Origin of the sequence: Aquimarina hainanensis (genome assembly GCF_042684685.1) — a bacterium.
GTDB classification, from domain to species: Bacteria; Bacteroidota; Bacteroidia; order Flavobacteriales; family Flavobacteriaceae; genus Aquimarina; species Aquimarina hainanensis.
In genome coordinates this window covers 26,236-48,185 of sequence record NZ_JBHULX010000021.1, presented here as the reverse complement: position 1 = coordinate 48,185, position 21,950 = coordinate 26,236, and the positions used below count along the sequence as shown (strand labels likewise).

At 35.1% G+C, this 21,950-nt stretch carries 19 protein-coding genes; 18 read left to right on the top strand and 1 reads right to left on the bottom strand.

Annotated elements, in window-relative coordinates:
• Positions 1 to 281: 281 nt before the first annotated feature.
• The 9 genes from ACFSTE_RS11110 (at position 282) to ACFSTE_RS11070 (ending at position 9,773) form a co-directional block, all read left to right on the top strand.
• Positions 282 to 1,052 (top strand): outer membrane lipoprotein-sorting protein, encoded by a 771-nt coding sequence (locus ACFSTE_RS11110; protein WP_176028985.1) that lies wholly within the window; start codon positions 282 to 284, stop codon positions 1,050 to 1,052.
• Between the two features lie 46 nt (positions 1,053 to 1,098).
• Positions 1,099 to 2,316: an ABC transporter permease gene (locus tag ACFSTE_RS11105; RefSeq protein WP_176028986.1), complete on the top strand. Its 1,218-nt coding sequence runs from the start codon at positions 1,099 to 1,101 to the stop codon at positions 2,314 to 2,316.
• 83 nt (positions 2,317 to 2,399) lie between these two features.
• Positions 2,400 to 3,617 carry an ABC transporter permease gene (locus ACFSTE_RS11100; protein ID WP_176028987.1) on the top strand — a complete coding sequence of 406 codons (1,218 nt, stop codon included), beginning with the start codon at positions 2,400 to 2,402 and terminating at the stop codon, positions 3,615 to 3,617.
• Between the two features lie 142 nt (positions 3,618 to 3,759).
• The gene (locus ACFSTE_RS11095; RefSeq protein ID WP_378256862.1) at positions 3,760 to 4,485 is read left to right on the top strand and encodes an ABC transporter ATP-binding protein; all 726 of its coding nucleotides are present in this window, start codon (positions 3,760 to 3,762) and stop codon (positions 4,483 to 4,485) included.
• Between the two features lie 10 nt (positions 4,486 to 4,495).
• Complete coding sequence (locus ACFSTE_RS11090) at positions 4,496 to 5,665, top strand: hypothetical protein (protein ID WP_176028989.1); 1,170 nt, start codon at positions 4,496 to 4,498, stop codon at positions 5,663 to 5,665.
• Positions 5,666 to 5,768: 103 nt separating this feature from the next.
• Entirely contained in the window at positions 5,769 to 6,773 is a 1,005-nt protein-coding gene (locus tag ACFSTE_RS11085) for a hypothetical protein (protein WP_378256860.1), read from the top strand.
• A 21-nt stretch (positions 6,774 to 6,794) separates the two neighbouring features.
• Positions 6,795 to 7,784 carry a 3-oxoacyl-ACP synthase III family protein gene (locus ACFSTE_RS11080; protein WP_378256858.1) on the top strand — a complete coding sequence of 330 codons (990 nt, stop codon included), beginning with the start codon at positions 6,795 to 6,797 and terminating at the stop codon, positions 7,782 to 7,784.
• A gap of 11 nt (positions 7,785 to 7,795) precedes the next feature.
• A complete protein-coding gene (locus ACFSTE_RS11075; RefSeq protein WP_378256856.1) occupies positions 7,796 to 8,773 on the top strand; it encodes a 3-oxoacyl-ACP synthase III family protein in 978 nt (325 codons plus the stop codon).
• A 16-nt stretch (positions 8,774 to 8,789) separates the two neighbouring features.
• Entirely contained in the window at positions 8,790 to 9,773 is a 984-nt protein-coding gene (locus tag ACFSTE_RS11070; protein WP_378256854.1) for a 3-oxoacyl-ACP synthase III family protein, read from the top strand.
• Positions 9,774 to 9,838: 65 nt separating this feature from the next.
• Here the strand turns inward: ACFSTE_RS11070 and ACFSTE_RS11065 are convergent, their stop codons facing one another.
• Complete coding sequence (locus ACFSTE_RS11065) at positions 9,839 to 10,681, bottom strand: alpha/beta fold hydrolase (RefSeq protein ID WP_378256852.1); 843 nt, start codon at positions 10,679 to 10,681, stop codon at positions 9,839 to 9,841.
• Between the two features lie 309 nt (positions 10,682 to 10,990).
• Here ACFSTE_RS11065 and ACFSTE_RS11060 point away from each other — a divergent pair, with 309 nt between their 5' ends.
• The 9 genes from ACFSTE_RS11060 to ACFSTE_RS11020 all read left to right on the top strand — a co-directional run bounded on the left by ACFSTE_RS11060 (position 10,991) and on the right by ACFSTE_RS11020 (position 21,845).
• Entirely contained in the window at positions 10,991 to 11,440 is a 450-nt protein-coding gene (locus ACFSTE_RS11060) for a DMT family transporter (protein ID WP_176028995.1), read from the top strand.
• Between the two features lie 7 nt (positions 11,441 to 11,447).
• On the top strand, positions 11,448 to 12,182 hold the full coding sequence (locus ACFSTE_RS11055) for a GNAT family N-acetyltransferase (protein ID WP_176028996.1): 735 nt from the start codon (positions 11,448 to 11,450) through the stop codon (positions 12,180 to 12,182).
• A gap of 49 nt (positions 12,183 to 12,231) precedes the next feature.
• The gene (locus ACFSTE_RS11050; RefSeq protein WP_378256849.1) at positions 12,232 to 12,714 is read left to right on the top strand and encodes a VOC family protein; all 483 of its coding nucleotides are present in this window, start codon (positions 12,232 to 12,234) and stop codon (positions 12,712 to 12,714) included.
• Positions 12,715 to 13,084: 370 nt separating this feature from the next.
• On the top strand, positions 13,085 to 13,504 hold the full coding sequence (locus ACFSTE_RS11045; protein ID WP_176031092.1) for a DUF2452 domain-containing protein: 420 nt from the start codon (positions 13,085 to 13,087) through the stop codon (positions 13,502 to 13,504).
• 74 nt (positions 13,505 to 13,578) lie between these two features.
• A complete protein-coding gene (locus ACFSTE_RS11040) occupies positions 13,579 to 14,610 on the top strand; it encodes a LacI family DNA-binding transcriptional regulator (protein WP_378256843.1) in 1,032 nt (343 codons plus the stop codon).
• A 394-nt stretch (positions 14,611 to 15,004) separates the two neighbouring features.
• Positions 15,005 to 18,163, top strand: a complete 3,159-nt coding sequence (locus ACFSTE_RS11035; protein WP_378298144.1) for a TonB-dependent receptor — start codon at positions 15,005 to 15,007, stop codon at positions 18,161 to 18,163.
• 203 nt (positions 18,164 to 18,366) lie between these two features.
• Entirely contained in the window at positions 18,367 to 19,272 is a 906-nt protein-coding gene (rbsK, locus tag ACFSTE_RS11030) for a ribokinase (protein WP_378256837.1), read from the top strand.
• 74 nt (positions 19,273 to 19,346) lie between these two features.
• On the top strand, positions 19,347 to 20,906 hold the full coding sequence (locus ACFSTE_RS11025) for an adenosine kinase (RefSeq protein ID WP_378256835.1): 1,560 nt from the start codon (positions 19,347 to 19,349) through the stop codon (positions 20,904 to 20,906).
• Between the two features lie 6 nt (positions 20,907 to 20,912).
• The gene (locus ACFSTE_RS11020; protein ID WP_378256833.1) at positions 20,913 to 21,845 is read left to right on the top strand and encodes a nucleoside hydrolase; all 933 of its coding nucleotides are present in this window, start codon (positions 20,913 to 20,915) and stop codon (positions 21,843 to 21,845) included.
• Positions 21,846 to 21,950 lie beyond the last annotated feature (105 nt).

The window sequence follows — 21,950 nt, the reverse complement described above, 5'->3', positions numbered from 1 at the left end:
TTTCTTTATAAAAATTCACACGTAAAAGGAATTCAATAGTATCTTTTTGATTCCTAAAATAACAACATTGCTGTAACTTCTTAACTAATTTTTTTACACAGTGAAGCGAGTCATGAAAAAATAAGAACATCAAACATGATTACTTACTAAATAAGATTTAAACGCTTCGACATTTGTGAAGCAATATTTTATAGTAGTTGCCTTTGAGTATCTTGTGGGCTTGTCCCGTGATAGTTGATTTGGCGAGTTCTATGTGACTTCTAAAACAATTGTATAAACACATGAAACAAATAAAAACGATCATATGGATCGCCATACCAGTAGTATTATGTCTTTTTTCGACAGCTTCAACAGCACAGGATGCTACAGAAATAATAAAGAAAGCAGATCAAAAATGGAATGGGGAGAAATCCAGCCGGGGACAAATGACAATGACCATTGTACGACCTGAGTGGAAACGGACCATTGTTTTTAAAGTTTGGACATTAGGAGATGCCTATTCTATGACATTGATCACTAAACCGGCAAAAGAGGCAGGGCAAACATTTCTAAAAAGAGAAAAAGAGATGTGGAACTGGATGCCGTCCATTGGAAGGATGATTAAACTGCCTCCATCAATGATGGGTGATGGTTGGATGGGATCAGACTATACGAATGATGACATCTTAAAAGAATCTTCCATGGTCACTGATTTTGTACATACGATTATAAAAGAAGAGACAATTGATGAAATTCCTTGTTGGGTTATCGAAATGAAACCCAAAGAAGACGCTGCTATTGTATGGGGTAAGGTCGTTAAGTGGATTAGTAAGGATGAAGAATATCTAATGCTGAAATCAACATATTATGATGAAGATGATATCTTGGTTAAGACAGAATATGGGAAAGAGATTAAAGATATTGGAGGAAGAAAATTACCGACACGAATAGAAATCATTCCGGCAGAAAAAGACAATCAAAAAACAATTTTGATAACTAATGAGATCGAATTTAATATACCTATAAAGAGTGGGTTTTTCTCTCAGCAACAAATGAAACGATTAAGAAAATAAACTCCTGTATAGAAATAGGGAAACTATAAAAAAATCAATTAAAGTTATGAATGAATTATCCATGGCATGGAAAAACCTTTGGAGGAATAAAAGAAGAACTATAATTACGGTAGCTTCTATCTTTTTCGGGGTCGTATTGTCTACGGTTATGAGTTCTCTACAGGATGGAACCTATAGTAATATGATCAAGATGTCGGTCAAACTATCATCAGGTTATATTCAGGTTCAACATCCAAAATTTCATGAAAAAAAGTCGATTAATACTATTTTCTCTCCAACGGATACTTTTATATCTTCAATAGAAGAGGTTAAAACAGTAAAAACAATTACCAAACGACTAGAATCATTTGCCTTATTCTCATCAGAAGCCAATACCCGAGGTGGGGCGGTGATAGGGATAGAGCCATCAAAAGATAAAGAGACCTCTAACATACAGCATTGGGTATCAGAAGGAACATTTTTAGAAAAAGGAGATACAGGAATCTTATTGACCAAAAACACAGCAAAAAATCTGAAGGTTGGAGTAAAAGATACTGTAGTGCTGATCAGCCAGGGGTATCATGGGGTTTCTGCTGCAGCAAAATACCCTGTAAAAGGAATTATCACATTTTCGACCCCACAGATGAATAACCTGGGAGCTTTTGTCGATTTAAAATTAGCGCAACAGTTTTTTTCTGCCGAAGATAAAATCTCATCTATTATGATTATGGTAGATGATTATAATAGTGTTCCCTCTACAGTTCAACAAATAAAAGACTTATCCGATAATCAGTATAATGTGTTGGATTGGAAAGAAATAAACCCGGAAATTGTCCAGTTTATTGAGAGTGATAAATCCGGAGGGTTAGTAATGATCGGAGTGTTGTATATCGTTATTGGTTTCGGAATTTTTGGAACAATTATTATGATGGTAGCAGAGCGAAAAAGAGAATTGGGAGTAATGATTTCTATCGGAATGCAACGCATGCGATTATACACAATTTTGTTTTATGAAACCATCCTTATAGGAATTATAGGAGTTGTTGCAGGATTTTTAGTAAGTGTTCCTGTTATATTTCTTTTTAGAAAGAACCCTATTAAGTTACCTCCTGAGCTAGCAGAAACCTATGCTCAATATGGATTCGAACCATATTTTTTCTTCGGAACGACTCCGTCTGTTTTTATGAATCAAATTTTTATTGTGTTTCTGATTACATTGATGATTTCTCTTTATCCGATTCTGAAAGTCAGAAAATTAAAAATAACAGAAGCCCTGAGGAGTTAAGTATCTCTTTTGGTAGTTGTATTATCCAGTAAAAAGGCAATTAAGGATGTCCTTTAACCCTAGCTAACAAAACTTAATAAATTATGATTTGGTCAATATCATGGCGAAATATTTGGCGAAGTAAAACCAGAAGTCTGGTGATTATTTCTGCAATTGCACTAGGCATATTTGCAGGTGTGTTTATCATTGCGTTTTTATACGGATGGGTGAATCAAAGAATAGATAATGTGATTAAAACGGAGGTGTCTCATATTCAGATTCACCAACGAGAATATATGAGAACAAATGATGTACATCGTTTTATTCCCTCTGCTCAGAAGGTAAGAGATGAGATCCTGGAAGAAAAAGAAGTACAGGGAGTGTCAGCAAGATTAATTAGCAATGCAATGATTGCTTCGGCAGAGTCAAAATCAGGAATTCAACTGATAGGAGTTACCCCTGAAGAAGAACAGAAAGTTACAGATCTGCATACTAAAATCGTAGCAGGGAAGTATTTTGAAGGGATTAAAAGAAATCCAGTCGTAATTGGGCAGAAATTAGCCAAAAAATTAAATGTAAAGCTTCGCTCTAAGATTGTACTGACCATTTCAGAATTGGATGGAACACTCACCAAAGCGGCTTTTAGAATTGCAGGGATATATAAAACATCAAATACGGCTAATGATGAGTTAAAAGTGTATGCTTTAGCAAAAGATATGAAAAAAGTGATTAAAGCAGAAGGAGAAATAACACACGAAATAGCCATTTTGCTCAATAAAAATAATATAGAGAATAAGGTGGTGCAACAGTTACAGAACAAATTTCCTCAGTTAGAAGTGGCTCCCTGGACAACATTGATTCCCGAAATAAAAATGATTAACGAGAATATGAATGTAATGACATATGTTTTTGTAGGAATTATTTTACTGGCACTTGGTTTTGGAATTATCAATACCATGTTGATGGTCATATTAGAACGAATAAAAGAACTGGGAATGATCATGGCAATAGGAATGAATAAATTAAAAATATTCTTAATGATCGTCGTGGAAACAGTATATCTGGCAATAGTAGGAGGAAGCATAGGGATTGTATTAGCAGTAATATTGATAACCATTACCCATAAAACAGGGATTGACTTATCAGTATGGACAGAAGGTTTACAAGCAACAGGATTTGATACGATCATCTATCCGGAAATTCAGTTAATGGAAGTGTTGAAGGTTGCTCTTCTGGTAGTGATCACAGGGATTATAGCCTCCATCTATCCAGCTAGAAAAGCTATTAAACTGAATCCTTCTGAAGCATTAAGAGTAGATTGAGGAAACGATTAGGATACATGTAATTGAATAAAGGAGCAGAAAGGATTATTACATGAAATAAGCCATAACAATTATGTGGATATCCGCGGGTATGATGATATGGCATTCCATCTGACCAATAAAAAACAATAAATATAAACAGATGAAAGTATTAGAAATAAAAAATCTGGTCAAAGTATATAAAAATGCAGAAGTAGATGTTCGCGCAATTGATGGAGTAAATTTATCGTTTGAGGAAGGGGAGTTTGCCGCTATTGTAGGACCGTCAGGTTCCGGAAAAACATCTTTGTTAAACATGATTGGAGGGTTAGATACCCCTACAGACGGCGAAATATATGTCAATAAACAAAATATAGTTTTGTTAAGTCCATCTAAACTGATAGATTTTAGACTACATAATATCGGGTTTGTATTTCAGTCATATAACTTGATCCCTGTACTTACAGCAAAAGAAAATGTAGAGTTTATAATGGAGCTACAGGGAAAGAGTAAGCAGGAAAGGAAAGAAAGATCTATAGAATTATTGACTGCAGTAGGTCTGAAAGAAAGAATAAATAGCAGACCATCTAATCTATCAGGGGGGCAACAACAACGAGTAGCTGTAGCTCGGGCATTGGCATCAAAACCAAAGTTCGTTTTGGCAGATGAACCAACCGCAAATCTCGATTCCAAATCCACAGAAAATTTGTTGAATATCATGGAACAATTAAATAGAGAAGAAGGCATTACATTTATATTCTCTACACATGATCAACGAGTAATTAATAAAGCGAGAAGAGTCATTACTGTTGAAGATGGAAAAATCGTATCAGATGAACGAAAAACACAAGCTAAGAAAATAAACAGGCAATTAGAATCCTTTGCATAAAACATCTTTGATGAAAAGCAGTTGGCTAGTATTCCTTTTTATAGGAAGTATTACTCTTACCTCAGCACAGGAAAAGAAAACCATATTTTCTACGATGGATGTAAACGGGTATCTAAAATATATGAATACCAGTATGTTTACAAAAATAGATTCTACCTGGGTCGTAGATAATTTAGTACACAATCGGTTGAATTATCTATGGGATATAGCAGATAATCTTACTGTAAAAGCAGGGATGCGTAATCGGATTATTTATGGAGATATGGTTAGGTTGAATCCCGATTACGCCGCTTCACTAGAGGCAGATACCGGGTATTTTCATTTTTTGACAAACAACCTTAGTGAAGGAGAATCATATGTGATAAATACCACTTTTGATAGAGCATTTTTGGAGTATTCGTATAAAAATATAACAATAAGTGCGGGAAGGCAAAGAATTAATTGGGGGCAGAGTATGGTTTGGAATCCGAATGATATTTTTAATTCGTATTCTTTTTTTGATTTTGATTATGAAGAAAGACCGGGAAGCGATGCTGTCAGGGTACAGTACTATCCTGATTATACTTCAGTGACAGAAGCAGTGATAAAAATTGATAAAGATGAAAATATTACAATGGCAGGGTTGTATCGTTTTAATAAATGGGGATACGATATTCAGCTTATAGGAGGAGTTATAGATACGACAGATTATGTGCTGGGAGCAGGTTGGTCCGGAAACATAAAGAAGATGGGGTTTAATGGAGAACTGACATACTTTTATCCTCAGGAAAAAACAGAAAATACCTCAGCAGATGTTATAGCCTCTGCAGGGATTAATTATACATTTAAGAATTCAGTTACCGTTACAGCAGAAGGAAATTATAATAGCTATTTTGATAAAATAGGCATAGAAGGAATTGCCGGCTTATATGCCGTTCCGTTATCAGTGAAGACTATTACATTTAGTAAGTTTTCCTGGTTTGGTCAGGTGTCTTATGCAATTAATCCACTACTGTCTGGAAGTCTGGCCTGTATCTACATGCCTTCATTAGAAAATGGATATTACATTACGCCCTCTCTTCAATATTCGATAAAAGATAATTTTGAGTTGTCATTACTGGGGCAACGATTTGAGATGACATTAAATCATCAGAAAAGCGAATCAAATCTTCTGTTTTTGAGAATGAGATGGAGCTTTTAGCATAATTAAATTACCGATTAGACTAAAATTTTTAGCACATGAAAACGAGCCTGAGAAAGGGAAATAAAGAGGGATCGTCTTTTTTAAATCCAAAAAACTAACGATGAAAAATATTTCAATAAAAGTAGCTACCTTTTTTCCAGAAGCTACAAAAACCTTTGCAGAATTAACAAGTGCATCAGAATATAAAGACTCAAAGATATTAGCAAATGGAATTCGTTCTGTACATACTTGTGATGAAGGAATATCGTCTACTGCATTATCTGTAAAGGCTTTTGAAAAACTAGTAGAAAGAGAAAATATAGATGCAGATAGCATTGATTGTGTTGCCTGGATTTCAGAAGGAGTAGATGACTATATCTATATGGATACTGCAAAGACATTCGTAGAAGATATCAAAGGAATTGTTGATGGCGAAATACATACATATCAGTTATACGGAGGAGCAGGAGGAACAATTCAAACTATCCAATTAATCAGTAATCAGATAATTGCTAATCCTAGTATAAATAAAGCAATTATTGTGACATCACTAATCTGGGGGGCACACTCAGAGAACAGACTCTTATATCCAACATATGTAGGGGATGGGACGGGAGTTATTGTATTAGAAAAAGACACGGTCCCCGATATGATTCAGGGAATTAAAGTGAGAACTCTAGAAGCCTATAATACTCCTTATGCAATTCCATACGGTGGAACTAAGCATCCAATTACACAAGAAGTAATCCAGCAAAATGCATTTAAGGTCGAAACCATCACGAAAGAACATCAAAATGGAATTCTAGATACCATTATTCAGGAAGCAAGTCTGATGATTAATGAGTTATGTGAGGAGAATAAGTTTGATATTCATACACTTGACTATATAGGGATTTCAGGATTTCACCAGGATTATACAGTAGAACTGTTAAAGATGCTTCCAGCAAAGAAATTGATCAATCCTCTATCTGAAAAAGGATATCTGGGAAGTTTAGGCGTTTTTGAAATTTTACATCAGTTTTTGAATACTTCTAAAATAAGAGAAGGGAGTAAAATGCTGGTTATAAACCTTGGACTGGAAGGGAATTTAGAAGGGATGCTGATCCATAAACCTATTTCATTATAACCCAAAAAAACAATATTTAGTTTGGAGACAGAAGTAAAAGCAGGTATCGCAGGAATAGGAATTTACATTCCTGATGAAAAAGTAAGTACTAAAGAAGAAGCCGCGAAGGTAGCATTACCGGAAAAAGTGTTTGAGAATATAGGGATTCGAACCATACATAAAGCCCCGGAAAATGAGCATCCGTCAGATATGGCAGTAAAAGCTGCTAAAAAGGCGATAGAGGATGCGGGAATTTCTGAAGAGGAGATCGATCTGATTATTGCTGTAGGTGTTTTTAAGGATTATTACCGGTGGAAAATGTCGAATAAAGTCAAGTATGAAATAGGAGCAAAGCGAGCTGCCACCATGGATGTGACAGGAGGCTGTGCCGCATACTATCAGGCGACAGAAATAGCAGCCAATCAAATTGAAGCAAACACTGGTATCAAAACAGTATTGATTACCTGTGGAGAAAAGCTATTTGGGTATGGGTGGCCTACATTTTTGAGCTCTGGGGGGCAGTCAGTTATTTTGACAAAAGACCATCCGGACTTTAGGTATTTGAGTTTTGCAACTTCTAACCTGATTAAATACCACAAATTCGGTAAAATTCCCATAGGAGGTACACAGAAGCCTTTTACAGAAACATCCGTTTGGAAAGATAATTTAATTGAGAATTTTGATGCGGATAAAGACCTGTATTACGATAAAGTAAAACCCATAGTATTTCAAAAGTTTTTAGAAGTAGCTACCATAGCCATGGACAGGGTTGGAGTTTCTATAGATGATATTAGTTACATGGTTACCTTGACACAGCAGTATAATTTTCCGGATAAAATACTGGAAGTATTAGAGCGACCAGATTTGCCGACATCAAAAGAATATTCGGTAGACCTGGGACATTTTAGTGGGGGAGATAATTACATCTTATTAGATAAAGCCAGAAAAGACGGCAAAATAAAAAAAGGGGATCTCATCCTCAATATGGGATTAGGGGGAGTAGCTTGGTTTGCTTCCATTATTCAGTACTAAAGAAATATAGAATGATTGGTATAAAAGGATTAGGGTTATACATGCCAGATGCTGTAATTCCCATAGAAGAACTATTGCCGGCGTTGAATGAAGATCAAAAAAAAAGAATCGGGGTTCAACACTCTATGCTAGAAGAGCAATACACCGCTACAGAAATGGCTGTAGAAGCATCAAAAAGAGCCATCGAAAAAGCAAATATTGATCCGTTGGAAATCGATTTGATTTTGAGTTGTCAGGCAGGATTACCAGACTATTTAGTATGGCAGACCGCAGGTAAAATACAAGAAGACTTAAACGCAAAACATGCTGGATTTATAGATGTTTATCAAGGGTGTTGCAGCTTTATAGCAGGAATGAGAATGGCAAGAAATACACTGCTGGCAGAAGAGAATATTAGAAACATTTTGATATGTTCCGGAGAAAAATGGGAACATGTTATAGAAAATAGAGTTGTAGGAGGATATGTTTTTAGTGATGGGGCTTCTGCAGTATTGATGTCAAGAGGAGAGTCTAATAATATAGTCAAGGGATTTGGAGTGACAGGAAGAGGGGATTATGGAAATATTTCTAAAATGAAAACAGGACGAATTGACGGGCTGAAAGGAGATAATCCAGGAGATAAATATTATAATATAACAGGAGATAATCCAGAAGGATTAGAAGAGTTAAAAACAACCAATCTTCAGAATTATTTAGATACGGCAAATAAAGCATTGAAAGATGCTTCCTGTACTATGGAGGATATTGATTTCGTCATATTACCTAATGGGAGACTCGATTTTACCAATAAGTTAATACAGGCTTTTGGAATAGAACATGATAAAACCAACTATAAATATATAGCTACTACAGGAGATATAAGTTCAGCAGATGCGATGGTTAATTATCAGCGACTGTTAGAAGATGGTTCTCTTCAAAAAAATCAAAAAGTTTTGATATTGTCTCAGGGAGCAGGAATGACTTGGGCATCAACCATATTACAAGTGTAAATAAAATAAAAAAGCAATGAATAATGTTAGTATCATCGGATCTGGTTCCTATGTTCCGGAAAATATTGTAACAAATAAGGATCTCGAGAAGACATTGGACACCACAGATGAATGGATCGTCCAGAAAACAGGAATAAAAGAAAGGAGAATTGCTCCTGCAGATATGTTGACATCGGATATGGCTGCCTATGCTGCCAGAAACGCATTGAGTACGTATTCGATAAACCCGGAGGATATTGATTTGATTGTTTTAGCTACCAATATGTCAGATCACCTAAGCCCAGCTTGTGCTGTAAAAGTTCAGGAGAAAATAGGAGCTATAAATGCTTGCGCTTTTGATATAAGAGTTGGAGGATGTCCTGGAATTATTTATGCAATGTCTGTTGCATATCAATATATAGCAAGTGGAACTTATAAAACAGTCTTGGCGCTTTCTGCAGATATGAACTCTAAAGTAGTGAATTGGGAAGATCGAAAAACCTGTGTATTCCTGGGAGATGGAGCCTCTGCTTTTGTACTTCAGCAAAGTGAAAGACCAGGAATTAAAAATATAAAATTACATACAAGCCCTAAAGGGTATTATGATGCATTTATTCCAGCAGGAGGTATTGCAGAACCGATCACTACCGATAATATAACATCCGGGCGACAGTATTTTACAATGAATGGAAGAAATATTTGGGAATATGCAACAACAGTATTTCCAGCAACAGTTCATGAACTATTAGAAGAAGGAAACCTGGATATAGAAGATGTTAATTTCGTGATTCCACATCAGGCAAATCTGAATATTATAAAAGAAGGATTACGTCAGTTAGCTGTGCCTTTAGAAAAAACAATTATCAATGTAGATCGCTATGCGAATACAGGAGGATCTTCTGTAGGAATTGCTTTTGCAGAAGGGATCGAAAAAGGAATCATAAAAAAAGGAGATACAATAATATTAGTAGCTTTTGGTGCAGGATACTCCTGGGGAGGAATGCTACTGGAACTACATTAAATACGATACCTATGATTACATGTATTGAAATATTAATAACGGTTATTAGTCATATATTTATTTGGCTATACAGTTTTTAGAAAAGATAAAAGTGTATGATTAAAATTTTCAGGATCATCCAGATTAGCAAAATGACCTGCGTTTTTTAATTCTTTTAATTCAAAGTTACCTCGTAAAAGAAAGCAGGTAATTGTACTCTCCAGAACATTATTTATTTCATCATCCATATTCCCCCTGATGATCATAGCTCTTGTTCTGGATTTTTTTATGGTTTTGAGATAATTTATTTTTCGTAAATGTGGAATTAGATTCATCACGGTTAATGTTTGAGTAGCAGCGATCATATCCTTTATTTTTTGTTTGGAATATGGAGTTATTCCTGCAGCGTTAGATAAATGACTGAGCGTCTTTGTTCCAACTACCTGATAGACTAATTTAATAAGTCCGACGACAAAAGGGGATTTTTTTAGGTATGCAGTTGTACCGAAAGTTGTAAGTGAAAGTAATTTTTCCGGATATGATTTTAGCATTTCATAACCGATATTTCCTCCCATAGAGTTTCCTACGTAATGTATTTTCTCTATATGTAATTCTTGAAGCAATGTAATTATGTCTTTGCAAAGCCTTTTTAATCTAAAATCAGAAATTCTCATTTTTTTTGGAGGAGAGGAATTCCCGTGACCTCTTAGGCTGACAGCAATTACACAATATGTCTCGTTAAAAAAAGGGTGTTGATACTCAAATTGACTTTGATTAGCACCTAACCCGTGAACAAATAAAATGGCTTGTTCATTTTTCTTTCCAGAGATAGTATACTCCAAATATATTTTTCCGAGATCAGCAATGTGTTTCTCCACTACCGTAGTCGTAGGGTCAAGTGTGGTTGGGGGATGTATTGTATGAGGCATGGTTATAAGAGTTTTAAGGTTTAAAACTACGTCTTTTTAGTGAGAAAAAGAATCAGAAAAAGGAAAAGAAAAGCAACCTTTTTACAAAACAAGCATCTTTTAGATATGTGATATTTCATTTTTTATAAAAAATGAATGAATAGGGGAAATTAAGACCTTGCCGTATATAAGTATTACGCTTCTTATATATGAATGCAAGGTTTTTTTGTGCGTATTGTTTTTTCAAAAAAAAGAAAGGAAATCAACATATGTAAATGTATAGCGAATAAGGTTGAGGTACATTTGTTTCAAACAAAAAAGGCAATATCATTGAACTACTTTAATTTAATTTTGTTAGCATTTTTAGGAGGTGTTTTTTTGGCAATACAAGGGGCATTAAACGCTCGTTTGGGAGTGTTGTTAAAATCTCCTTTACTGGCAACTGTGATAGCGTATGGGGTAAGTGTGTTATTTGCATTGATTTGTGTGTTCTTCAAGAAAGGAACTTTGCCTACAGTTGGGACCGTTAGGAATATTCCATTTTATATGTGGTTTTCAGGAGGGGTTTTTAGTGTGGTTGGAATTTTGTTATACTACTATACAATTCCCAGATTAGGAGTTGGTACCATGATTTCTTTTGGACTTTGCGGGCAGCTAATTCTGGCAGTGATAGCTGGGCATTTCGGATGGCTTCAGTTACCAGAAGAACCGCTGACACTGAAAAAAATAATTGGAGTAGTAACGATGATTGTCGGAATAGTACTAATTAATATTAAATGAGAATGTTATGAATACAATGGAGAGAAAAAACATAGATAACTTAGTATCCATCTGGGAACTTGTAGGGAATCAATTTGAAGCATATAAAGATTCAGAAGAATATGCCTGTGTATTCATAGAAAATAGTAATTGGCCAAATAGATTATGGTTTAAGGAAAGAATAACGAAGACAGGTATTGAGAATGTAGAAAATCAATTGAAGAAAGTCGGAGCGCCAATGATACTTCCTTTTTGGGATTTGTATGATATAATTCCCTCTGATTTTTTTGACAAAAAAGGATATACAATTGCATTCGAACAAATAGCAATGTATTATACACTAGGTAATCAATTTACAGATACTATTGGAGTTACGCTCCACAAAGTCCAGACTGAGGAAGAAGCAAGTCAGTGGGCTATTGCATTTGAGAGTTCTTTTGGCTATCAGATCATGACCGAAATTGTATATAAAACAAGTGATAAGATAGCATACTATGTGGTAAAAGAAAATAAACGCGTAGTAGGAACCGTATTATTGCATAATACAGAAGATGTGATGGGAATACATTCGCTGGGAATTTTACCTGAGGAAAGAAAAAAAGGGTATGCAGATCAAATCATGAAAAAATCATTAAATATAGCGCAAGATCAAGGCTGCAAACATGCTGTTTTACAGGCTTCTTCAATGGGGAGATCACTATATCTCAGACTGGGATTTAAAGAACAATTTTTGATCAAAAATTATGAGTCTCTTAAGAGATAAAGAATAAAATGAAAGATATCTTTCATGAGCTTTAAAACGAATTAAAATCATGGAAAGATTAGATCATGTCCTGATCAGAGTTGATAATCTGGAAACGGGGATTGGCGACTTTAGAAAAGAAGGTTTTACAGTATATCCTGGAGAAAAAGGATATAATGCAATGATTTATTTTAAGGATCATAGCTTTATAGAATTAGTAGCTCCAAGTCGCTTTCCGGGAATATATACGCTTCTTGCCAGAATTGGTTTTTTCTCCTTATTAGGAACCGCATTTAGAAGAATAGGAACTTATGCTATCTGGAAAGAGAGGTTCTTGGATTATTCCGTCTATAGTTCGGCAATAGAAAAACAACATACGGATGTACAAAATAGGTCATCAAAACTTCTGAAAATGAATAAGAAAAATAAAAATGGAGACACGATTTATTGGCGATTATTTGCCCCCAAAGAAAGAAGCTTCCCCTTTGTGATGTCTGATTATAGCCGTATAAATACCCTGATAAAACTGCACATACTCATGATAACGGAGTAGAAGGAATTGAGGAACTAGTAATATCGGTGAACGAAAACCTGAAAAGTTATTTAGAAAGACTCAGTACTTTTTTTAATATTCGGTTATCTGACTTTATTGAGGGGGCTGAGATGCATTCATTAGTTACTTCTAATACCAGAATTACATATGTAATAGGAAACAAAAATAAGATTGTTCGATTGGTTTTAAAAGGAGAGAATTCGCTTCCTGCTTTAGAAAAATATAAGGTTTTCGGTATAGGGGAAAAGAAGAGGAAATAGAAGATTATATGCTTTAATAGATGTAGGGAATGAATATAAAGTAAAAGACTTCTTTATTCATTGATCGAATATATAGATCTTTGTAAAATACAATGTTTATTAAAAAAGCTATGGAGAAGAAACAGAAAAAACCGGATTCGATAGTATTTGATGAAGAAACAGAAAAGTATGACGCTTCTTTAAAACCATATGCAACTGATATGGGAGCTCCTGTTATTACAATCACCGATACGGCTGCCTGGAAAAATGCAAATATCAATAAAGTAAATAATCAGGTAAAAGCAAAGTTCGAAGAATTGAAAAAAGAATACGATGCATTAATGGAAAAATATGCATATAATGATCTTATCTATAACGCGAAGTTTAATTTTGAACCGGTAGTTGGGAAAATATATCATTTGTATAAAGATAAAACGGAACAACCTTATTTGTCAATTATAGCTCCAGAGGAATGTAATTTTGAACATTTGGGAAGTTTCCGGCTGAATGCGGATAAAATGTGGGAAAAAATCCAGAAAAATGATAATTAAAAATAAACAAGTACCTTTAAAAACTGAAAAGCGAAAAATTAAATCTTACCAGATCTAACTAATATACGGGTGCGATGCCTAAAAATAAAGCCACCATACAATCCATTGCTGATACACTCGGAGTTTCTGTGTCTACAGTTTCCAGAGTGATGAATGGAGTCGGGAAAAAATATAGAATTAGTGCTAAAACAATAGCAGCAATTCACGAAACGGCTGATAAGCTCAATTACACCCCTAATAATATTGCAAAAAGCCTTCGTCTGAAAAAGACATTTACCGTCGGATTAATAATTCCAGATATTTCTAACCCCTGGTTTGCCAAGATAGCAATGCGGATAGAAGAAGAATCCAGAAAAAGAGGATATAATATTTTTTTGTGTAACAGCAATGGAGATATTACAGTAGAGAAAGAATCATTAAAACTATTAGAAAACTGGAAAGTAGATGGGATAATAACGGCACCTATAGGAATTGAATATTCACATTTATTAAAGTCGTATAAAAATGGAATGCCTCTGGTATTGGTAGATCGTTTCTTTGAGAAAGCCGAATTACCATATGTCTCCACCAATGATGAGCAAGGGGCTTTTGATGCGAATGAACTCTTGATTTCTTATGGGCATGTCAATATTGCCTGCATTCAGGGACTTGTTGGAACCTCTCAGAATAGACAGCGGGTAGATGGATATAAAAAAGCCTTAAAAAAGAATGGTTTGAAGGTAGAAGAATCACTTATCGTAGGAAGCGATTTTGGCTATGATAATGGATATAATGAAGCGAAAAAAATTATTAAAGAGCTACACAAAAATAAGGTGACAGCAATTTTTTCTACAGGAAATCAGATCACATTGGGAGTATTAAAAGCTTTTAAAGAAGAAAGCATACGAATCCCTGAAGATATTTCGTTAATTTCATTTGACGAAAATAATTATTCGGAACTTCTTTATACACCTATTTCTACAGTATCTCATGTCGATAATGAAATAGGAAGCAAGGCAGTTGCTATGTTGTTTAATCAAATTAATGAAGAAGAAACAGAAGAAGTACAACGTATTTTAGCTCCTACCCACCTAATTGAAAGAGATTCTGTACGAAGAATTAAGTGATCGAAGCCTTTTTTCACGATATTTTTAGTTTACAAAGTGTTTTGTTATTAAAATTTTAATTTTTTAAATATTTTTTTAAGAGATTCTTAACAAGGGCTAATTTTTTGATAATCAATATGTTTGAGTGCCTGTTTTTGTGTAGAAATCTAGGGTAGAAAGCATTGATTTATAGTGTTTTGTGTACCTGTGGATTTTGATGAATAAAAAAAAACACTTACATTGCACAAACGTTTGCGCAAATATACAGTTAACATAATCAAAGGATTGTGGAGCGTATTTTAATCTCGCTAAAGTTTAAAACGAAGAGAGGAGTAGACCTTTTAAGACAGTTCATCTTTATTTTCTTAAAACCAGAACAATGAATTGTAGTATGCTAATTTAATTTTCTGTAATTATGAGAAACAATTTTCTTATTGTCATTTTTTTACTGTTCCTAGGGGGGACAATGACAGCACAAGTAACGACATCGAATATCAGGGGGAAGGTGTCGGATGATCAGGGACTCGCCTTATTGGGGGCAGATGTAATTGTAGTACATACACCAACAGGAACAAAATATGGAAGTATTACCAATGGGGATGGTCGTTTTAATTTATTAAACCTTAGAGTTGGTGGACCTTATACAATTACGATTTCATATTTAGGGTTTAAAACACAAACACAGAATGATGTATTCCTTTCACTAGGAAAAACCATGACATTTGATACGGTACTTACCCCGGATGCAGAAGCGTTAGGAGAAGTAATTGTGGTTTCTGATGGGTCAGGAACGTTTAATGGGGATAAAACAGGAGCAGTAACCAGTGTGACGAGTAGACAATTGACAAAATTACCTACAATTTCCAGATCTGCACAAGATTTTACACGATTAGAACCTACTGCCAGTGGTAATTCTTTTGGGGGGAGAAATGATCAGTTCAATAACTTCTCCCTAGATGGAGCAGTGTTTAATAACCCTTTTGGGTTAGATTCGCCAACTCCCGGAGGGCAAAGTGGAGCACAACCTATTTCATTGGATGCCATTGATCAAATTCAGGTTTCTACTGCTCCGTATGATGTAACACAATCTGGTTTTACAGGAGCGTCTGTTAATGCAGTGACAAAAAGTGGAACAAATGAATTTCACGGAACAGCATATGGTTTTTTTAGAGATGAAAACCTAACGGGAGAAAAAGTAAAAGGCGATAAAGTGATTCGCCCCGATTTAAGTCAGTATCAATACGGTTTTAGTTTGGGAGGTCCTATTGTGAAAGATAAATTATTCTTTTTTGCTAACCTAGAGAATGATCAGCGAGAAGACCTGGGTACGAATGGATTTATCCCTAATACGGGGTCAGGAGCAATTAATGAAACAAGAGTGTTAGAAAGTGATTTGATTGCTGTAAGACAGGCGTTGAGTAACCTGGGATATAATACAGGTGCATATGAAGGATTTACATATGGTTCGGAATCCATAAAAGGAATTGTAAAGCTCGATTGGAATATCAATTCCAAACATCGAATGGCATTCATATATAATTTTTTAAGGGCCTCAAAAGAATTGCCTGCACACCCTACTGCTATTGCTGCAAGAGGACCTAATTTTCAGACACTTCAATTTGAAAATTCCGGGTATGAAATCAATAATAGATTACAGTCATTTCAGTTAGAAGTAAACTCTACATTTTCCGATGTGATTACTAATAAATTGCAAGTAGGATATTCTTATTTTGATGATTTTAGAAATCCATTATCAGCACCAGCTCCAAGTATTATCATTCAAGATGGGCAGGGAAGTAATTACATCGTTGCAGGACATGAACCCTTTTCGATTCATAATAAATTAGACCAGAAAGTATTTCAGGTAACCAATAACCTGAACTATTTTAGAGGGAATCACACTTATACCGTTGGAGTTTCGTTTGAGAAATTTGAGTTTGATAATTCATTTAATCTTACCGCATATGATAATTTTGCAGCAGGAGGGAATTATTATGGATTATTCAGACCTTATGGAAGTGTACAGGAATTTTTAGATGATGCCAGTAATCCGGCAGGAGGACTAGCAGGGAATTTGCAGTTTGCTCAAAATGCCTTTGAGAATAACAATCAATTGGCAATAGGAGCTCCAGGAGGATGGTCCCTGGCAGAAACCAATGTAGGGCAATTAGCATTCTACCTGCAAGATGAATGGAATATCTCAGATGATTTTAAACTTACCTATGGAATCCGTTTTGATAAGCCGTTGTTTTTTGATACTGCTGATAAAATCAGAGAAAATATCGATAGAAAAGGAACTTATGATCCCTCAATTGTATATTTCAACCCTAATACAGGAGAAGAAACAACTATTGATTCAGAAGTACTGCCTAATGACGATTTCTTAATCTCTCCACGTCTTGGTTTTAACTGGAATATCAATGGAGAATCTAAAACCCAGCTAAGAGGAGGATCAGGAGTTTTTACAGGGCGATTCCCTTTTGTTTGGATAGGAAATCAGGTACAGGGAGTTGATTCCTTTTTCTATCAGACCGTAAGCCCTGATTTTAAATTTCCACAGGTATGGAGAACTAATATAGGTGCAGATCACCGATTTGAGAATGGAATAACATTAACGGCAGATATATCGTATACCAAAGATATCAATGCTCCTCATGTACAAAATTGGGGGCTGAGAAATCCTTCGGGAACCTTAAATGCTCCGGGAGATAATCGTCCGGTATATACCGATGCGGATAAAGGAAATAACGGATATGTTTTTATCAATTCTAATAAAGGAAGAATTTGGAACACCTCTTTAAAAGCACAAAAAACATTTAATAATGGATTGTATGCCAGTTTAGCATATAGCTATCTGAATGCAAAAGATATCAACTCTATAGAAGCAGAAATTACAGGAGATGCTTTTGATTTTAATCCCGTATCCGGAAACGCAAATGGCGATGTATTAGCACACTCTAAGTATGGAGATACACATCGTTTTATCGGAGTTGGGTCAAAACAATTTAAATATGGAAAAAGCGATCAGTGGTCAACAACTATTTCTACGTTTTTTGAGTATGCACAAGGAGGACGATTTAATTATACATATGCAGGAAATATAAATAACGATAGCTCTGGACAGAATAATGATCTGTTGTATATCCCAACCGAAGCAGAAGTACAGCAAATGCAGTTTTCGGGAGCAGGGCAAGCAGAGGCTTTCGAAGCGTTTATCAGGCAAGATGATTACCTAAGTGAAAACAGAGGGAAGTTTGCAGAGCGATATGGAGCATTAGCCCCTTGGAGAAGTAAGTGGGATGTAAAAGTGTTGCAGGATTATAATTTCGAAATTAATGAACAGAAACAGACCATACAATTTAGTGTTGATATCCTGAATTTTGGAAATTTGTTAAATTCTGATTGGGGAGTGATTTCTCAACCAACAACATTAAACCCACTATCTGTTTCTTTAGATACGACTACGAATACACCAACCTATACATTTAATCCGGACTTAAAGAAAACTTTCGGATCAGATGCTAGTTTGTTGTCCAGGTGGCAAATGCAATTTGGACTTCGTTATATTTTTTAATAAAAAAGGCAGGAATTGTAATTATAAAACTTGTTTTGTTCATAGTTGACTTTAAAATCAATTTGTGAGATTAATCAGGGAAACTCTTGTATCGGTCGCAAGAGTTTCCTTACTGCTAAAAACAGCACTCGAAAAGATCGTGTTTTTAGTTATGATAAGAAGACCAGAATACGTACTTTATACTAAATAGAAAAAGAAATAAGATGAAAAAAATTATAACTGTAATAGGAAGTTATAATCATGATATGGTATTTCGAACCACGTGTTTTCCAGAACCAGGAGAAACTGTTACCGCGAGAAAATTAGAAATGTTTTCTGGAGGAAAAGGAGCAAATCAGGCTGTTGCAGCCGCGAGGTTAGGAGGAGATGTGTGTTTTATTACCAAGGTAGGAAATGATGCATTTGGAGAGAATGCAAAAAGAAAGTTTTCTATAGATAATATGCGTACAGAGTATGTACTTAGGGATATGAAAACACCTTCAGGAACGGCAGCTATTTTAGTAAATGACGAAGGGCAAAACTGCATTGTTGTAAATCCTGGAGCAAATGATAAGTTGTCTCCGAATGATATTGATGACTGTATAGAAGCTGTAACAGAAGCGTCTTTTATTTTGATGCAACTGGAGATTCCTTATGATACCGTAAAACATGTGATCAAAAAGGCAGATCAGATGGGAAAGAAAATGATTCTTAACCCTGCGCCAACGGTCGCTTTGGAAGATGAACTGTATTCCAAACTTTTTTTGATTACTCCAAATCAAACAGAAGCTGCAGCACTAACAGGGGTTACTGTAGAGAATGAAGTGTCTGCTTCAAAAGCAGCAGCTGTTTTTTTAGAGAAAGGAGTACAAAATGTGATCATTACTTTGGGAGAAAACGGAGCCTTTTTCAAAAATAAGGATCAGGAATTTTTAGTCCCCATACAAGAAGTAGAAGTTATGGATACAACAGGTGCAGGTGATATTTTTAATGGAGCTTTAGTGGTTGCCTTGGCTGAAGGGAAATCATGGAGACAAGCAGTTGAGTTTGCTAATTCAGCGTCTTCCATAGGAGTGAGTAGAATGGGAGCGCAATCTTCAGCCCCATATAGAAACGAAATTTCCGTATGATATGACCCCTAAAAGCAAAACGATAATGAAAGGAATATGAAGAAAGAACAACAGATAAAAGAAAGAAAAAAGTAATGATAAGATTACAATACCCCATATATAATATAATAGGAAGTCTTGTATTGCTGATGCTTTTGGTCTCTTGTCAACAGAAAACTAAGAACCAACCAAAAGAAGAAAACTATTCATATCAGGAAGCAAGAGCAAAAATGATAGAACGCAATGAAAAGAAATCTTTTGATGCAGCTATTGTTTTAACAGAAGAAGAGCAGAAATTAAACAGTTTTATTTCGAGCTATCAAACATATTTTAATACAGCGGTTTCACATAATAAAATTCCGTTTTATAATCAGCCTTTTCATCAGGTACAGCCAGTAATTGATTCTTCTGAGCTGTATAAAGTATTAAAAAAAATGCCCAAAGGAGGATTGTTACATACACACAGTATTGGAATGACTAGTATAAAATGGCTGATATCATTTGCTAAAGAAATTCCAAACTGTTACGTGTTTGTAAAAAAAGAAGATGATAAGCATCTGTATGGGACTTTAGGTATTTATTTCAAAGAAAAATCACCAGAAGGATTCGTCTTGCTGAAAGATATACTAAAACAGAAACCTGATTTTGAAAAAGAGTTATATGGGTTACTTACATTAAAACGACAAAGCTTGTCAGATAGCTTAGATTACTGGACAGCTTTTGAAGAACGATTTAGAAGAGTTGCTCAGCTACTCAATTACAGACCTTTGTTCAAAGCTTACTATAAACAGGCTTTTTTAGAATTACTAGAAGATCAGGTAACACACGTGGAAATCCGTATGATATTAGATCACTTATATGATGAAAGAACAGGAAGCTATCCTATAGAAACGATGATTACTGATATAAAAAAGGTCATCGAAGAAGTGCAGGAAGAAAATCCGAATTTTAGTGCTAATATAATCTATACCAGCTTTAAATTTTTAGATGTTAAAGCAATTGATACACAGATAAAACAAGCGTTTGATTTAAAACAAAAATACCCGGACTTGATCAGTGGATTTGACCTGGTAGCAGAAGAGGATAGAGGCCATACTGTTGCGTACTATGAAAAAAATTGGAAGCTGATAGACTCACTTCAACAAATACTGGGAGTTCAGTTGCCTTTATTTCTTCATGCAGGAGAAAGTAAGTCAAGTAAAAACGAAAACCTGATAGATGTCTCTTTGTTGAATAATAAACGAATAGGGCATGGTTTGAATTTGTTGTTATATCCAGAAGTAATGGAACAGATTAAAGAAAAAAACATGTTGATAGAAGTAAGTCCTCTGAGTAATCAGATACTCGGATATGTAAATGACTTGAGAAATCATCCGGCAAGAGTATTAATGGCTAATGGGCTACAATGCAGCATTAATAGCGATGACCCCGGGGTTTTTGGATATCAGGGGCTTAGTTATGATTTTACAATGGCATGTATCGCATGGGAGCTGGATCTTAGAGCAATTAAAAAAATGGTTTTTAATTCTATAGAATATTCAGGAATGCCCTTAGAAAAAAAGAAGAAAGCACTTCAGCAATTACAAAGTGATTGGGACACATTTATAAAAGACCAGACAAAACTATTAGAAACTACAAATAGTAATAAAAAATAAACTAAGATGAAAAGAAAATTCATTATAGATACAGATACAGCTTCTGATGATGCAGTGGCATTGATAATGGCTATGAATTATCCAGATGTGGAAGTAGAAGCCTTCACCTTAGTAGCAGGAAATGTAAGTTTGGAACAAGGAGTTCAAAACGCAATGTTTACTATTGAATTGTGCAAAAAAGAAATTCCTGTATATGCAGGTATAGGAAAACCAATGCTTCGTTCTCTAGAAACGGCTGAACATGTTCATGGAAAAGATGGTATGGGAGATATTGGTTTATTGTTATCGGGGTATATTCCTGAAAAAGAGCATGCAGTTTCCATATTAGTTCAAAAAATAAATGAACACCCTGGAGAAATTTCCCTGATTTGTTTAGCTCCTTTAACCAATATAGCAACGGCTTTATTGATTGATCCTTCTATAGCTTCAAAAGTAAAAGAGTGTGTAATTATGGGAGGTATAGGAGAAGGAAGAGGAAATGTTACTCCAATAGCAGAATATAATTTTTGGGCAGATCCGGAAGCGGCTAAGATTGTTTTCGAATCGGGAATGCCTATAAAAATGGTAGGCTGGGATATTTCCAGGACATATGCAGTTTTTGACAAAACAGATGCAGAGAAAATAAAAGATATAGGGACGTCCCTGGCTAATTTTACAGTAGACATCCAGAAGAAATGTGATGAATATGCAAGGAATAATTCACGTATTAAAGGATTTGACTTACCAGATCCGATTGCAATGGCAGTAGCTTTGGATAGTGATGTTGCTACTGTGGTTAAAGATGCATATGTAAGAATACTGACAAATGACGATTACTCCAGAGGACAATCAGCTATGGATTATACAGGAGCAACCGGAATGCCTCCAAACGCACAAGTTGTTTTAGAAGCAGATAGGGAACGTTTTCTGGAAATATTATACCAGGCACTAGGGAAATAATAAATAGCTAAATATCAGAAATTTTTAGGTTGTTTAACCTCCCGGAAAAAGACTGCTTTTTCCTGGGACAGGGCTTTTTATTCCTTTTTTTAAAGTTTTTAGATA

Coding starts and splice junctions, on each gene's coding strand:
- ACFSTE_RS11110 (WP_176028985.1), top strand. CDS start 282: ATGAAACAAATAAAAACGATCATATGGATCGCCATACCAGTAGTATTA.
- ACFSTE_RS11105 (WP_176028986.1), top strand. CDS start 1,099: ATGAATGAATTATCCATGGCATGGAAAAACCTTTGGAGGAATAAAAGA.
- ACFSTE_RS11100 (WP_176028987.1), top strand. CDS start 2,400: ATGATTTGGTCAATATCATGGCGAAATATTTGGCGAAGTAAAACCAGA.
- ACFSTE_RS11095 (WP_378256862.1), top strand. CDS start 3,760: ATGAAAGTATTAGAAATAAAAAATCTGGTCAAAGTATATAAAAATGCA.
- ACFSTE_RS11090 (WP_176028989.1), top strand. CDS start 4,496: ATGAAAAGCAGTTGGCTAGTATTCCTTTTTATAGGAAGTATTACTCTT.
- ACFSTE_RS11085 (WP_378256860.1), top strand. CDS start 5,769: ATGAAAAATATTTCAATAAAAGTAGCTACCTTTTTTCCAGAAGCTACA.
- ACFSTE_RS11075 (WP_378256856.1), top strand. CDS start 7,796: ATGATTGGTATAAAAGGATTAGGGTTATACATGCCAGATGCTGTAATT.
- ACFSTE_RS11070 (WP_378256854.1), top strand. CDS start 8,790: ATGAATAATGTTAGTATCATCGGATCTGGTTCCTATGTTCCGGAAAAT.
- ACFSTE_RS11065 (WP_378256852.1), bottom strand. CDS start 10,681: ATGCCTCATACAATACATCCCCCAACCACACTTGACCCTACGACTACG.
- ACFSTE_RS11055 (WP_176028996.1), top strand. CDS start 11,448: ATGAATACAATGGAGAGAAAAAACATAGATAACTTAGTATCCATCTGG.
- ACFSTE_RS11050 (WP_378256849.1), top strand. CDS start 12,232: ATGGAAAGATTAGATCATGTCCTGATCAGAGTTGATAATCTGGAAACG.
- ACFSTE_RS11045 (WP_176031092.1), top strand. CDS start 13,085: ATGGAGAAGAAACAGAAAAAACCGGATTCGATAGTATTTGATGAAGAA.
- ACFSTE_RS11040 (WP_378256843.1), top strand. CDS start 13,579: ATGCCTAAAAATAAAGCCACCATACAATCCATTGCTGATACACTCGGA.
- ACFSTE_RS11035 (WP_378298144.1), top strand. CDS start 15,005: ATGAGAAACAATTTTCTTATTGTCATTTTTTTACTGTTCCTAGGGGGG.
- rbsK (WP_378256837.1), top strand. CDS start 18,367: ATGAAAAAAATTATAACTGTAATAGGAAGTTATAATCATGATATGGTA.
- ACFSTE_RS11025 (WP_378256835.1), top strand. CDS start 19,347: ATGATAAGATTACAATACCCCATATATAATATAATAGGAAGTCTTGTA.
- ACFSTE_RS11020 (WP_378256833.1), top strand. CDS start 20,913: ATGAAAAGAAAATTCATTATAGATACAGATACAGCTTCTGATGATGCA.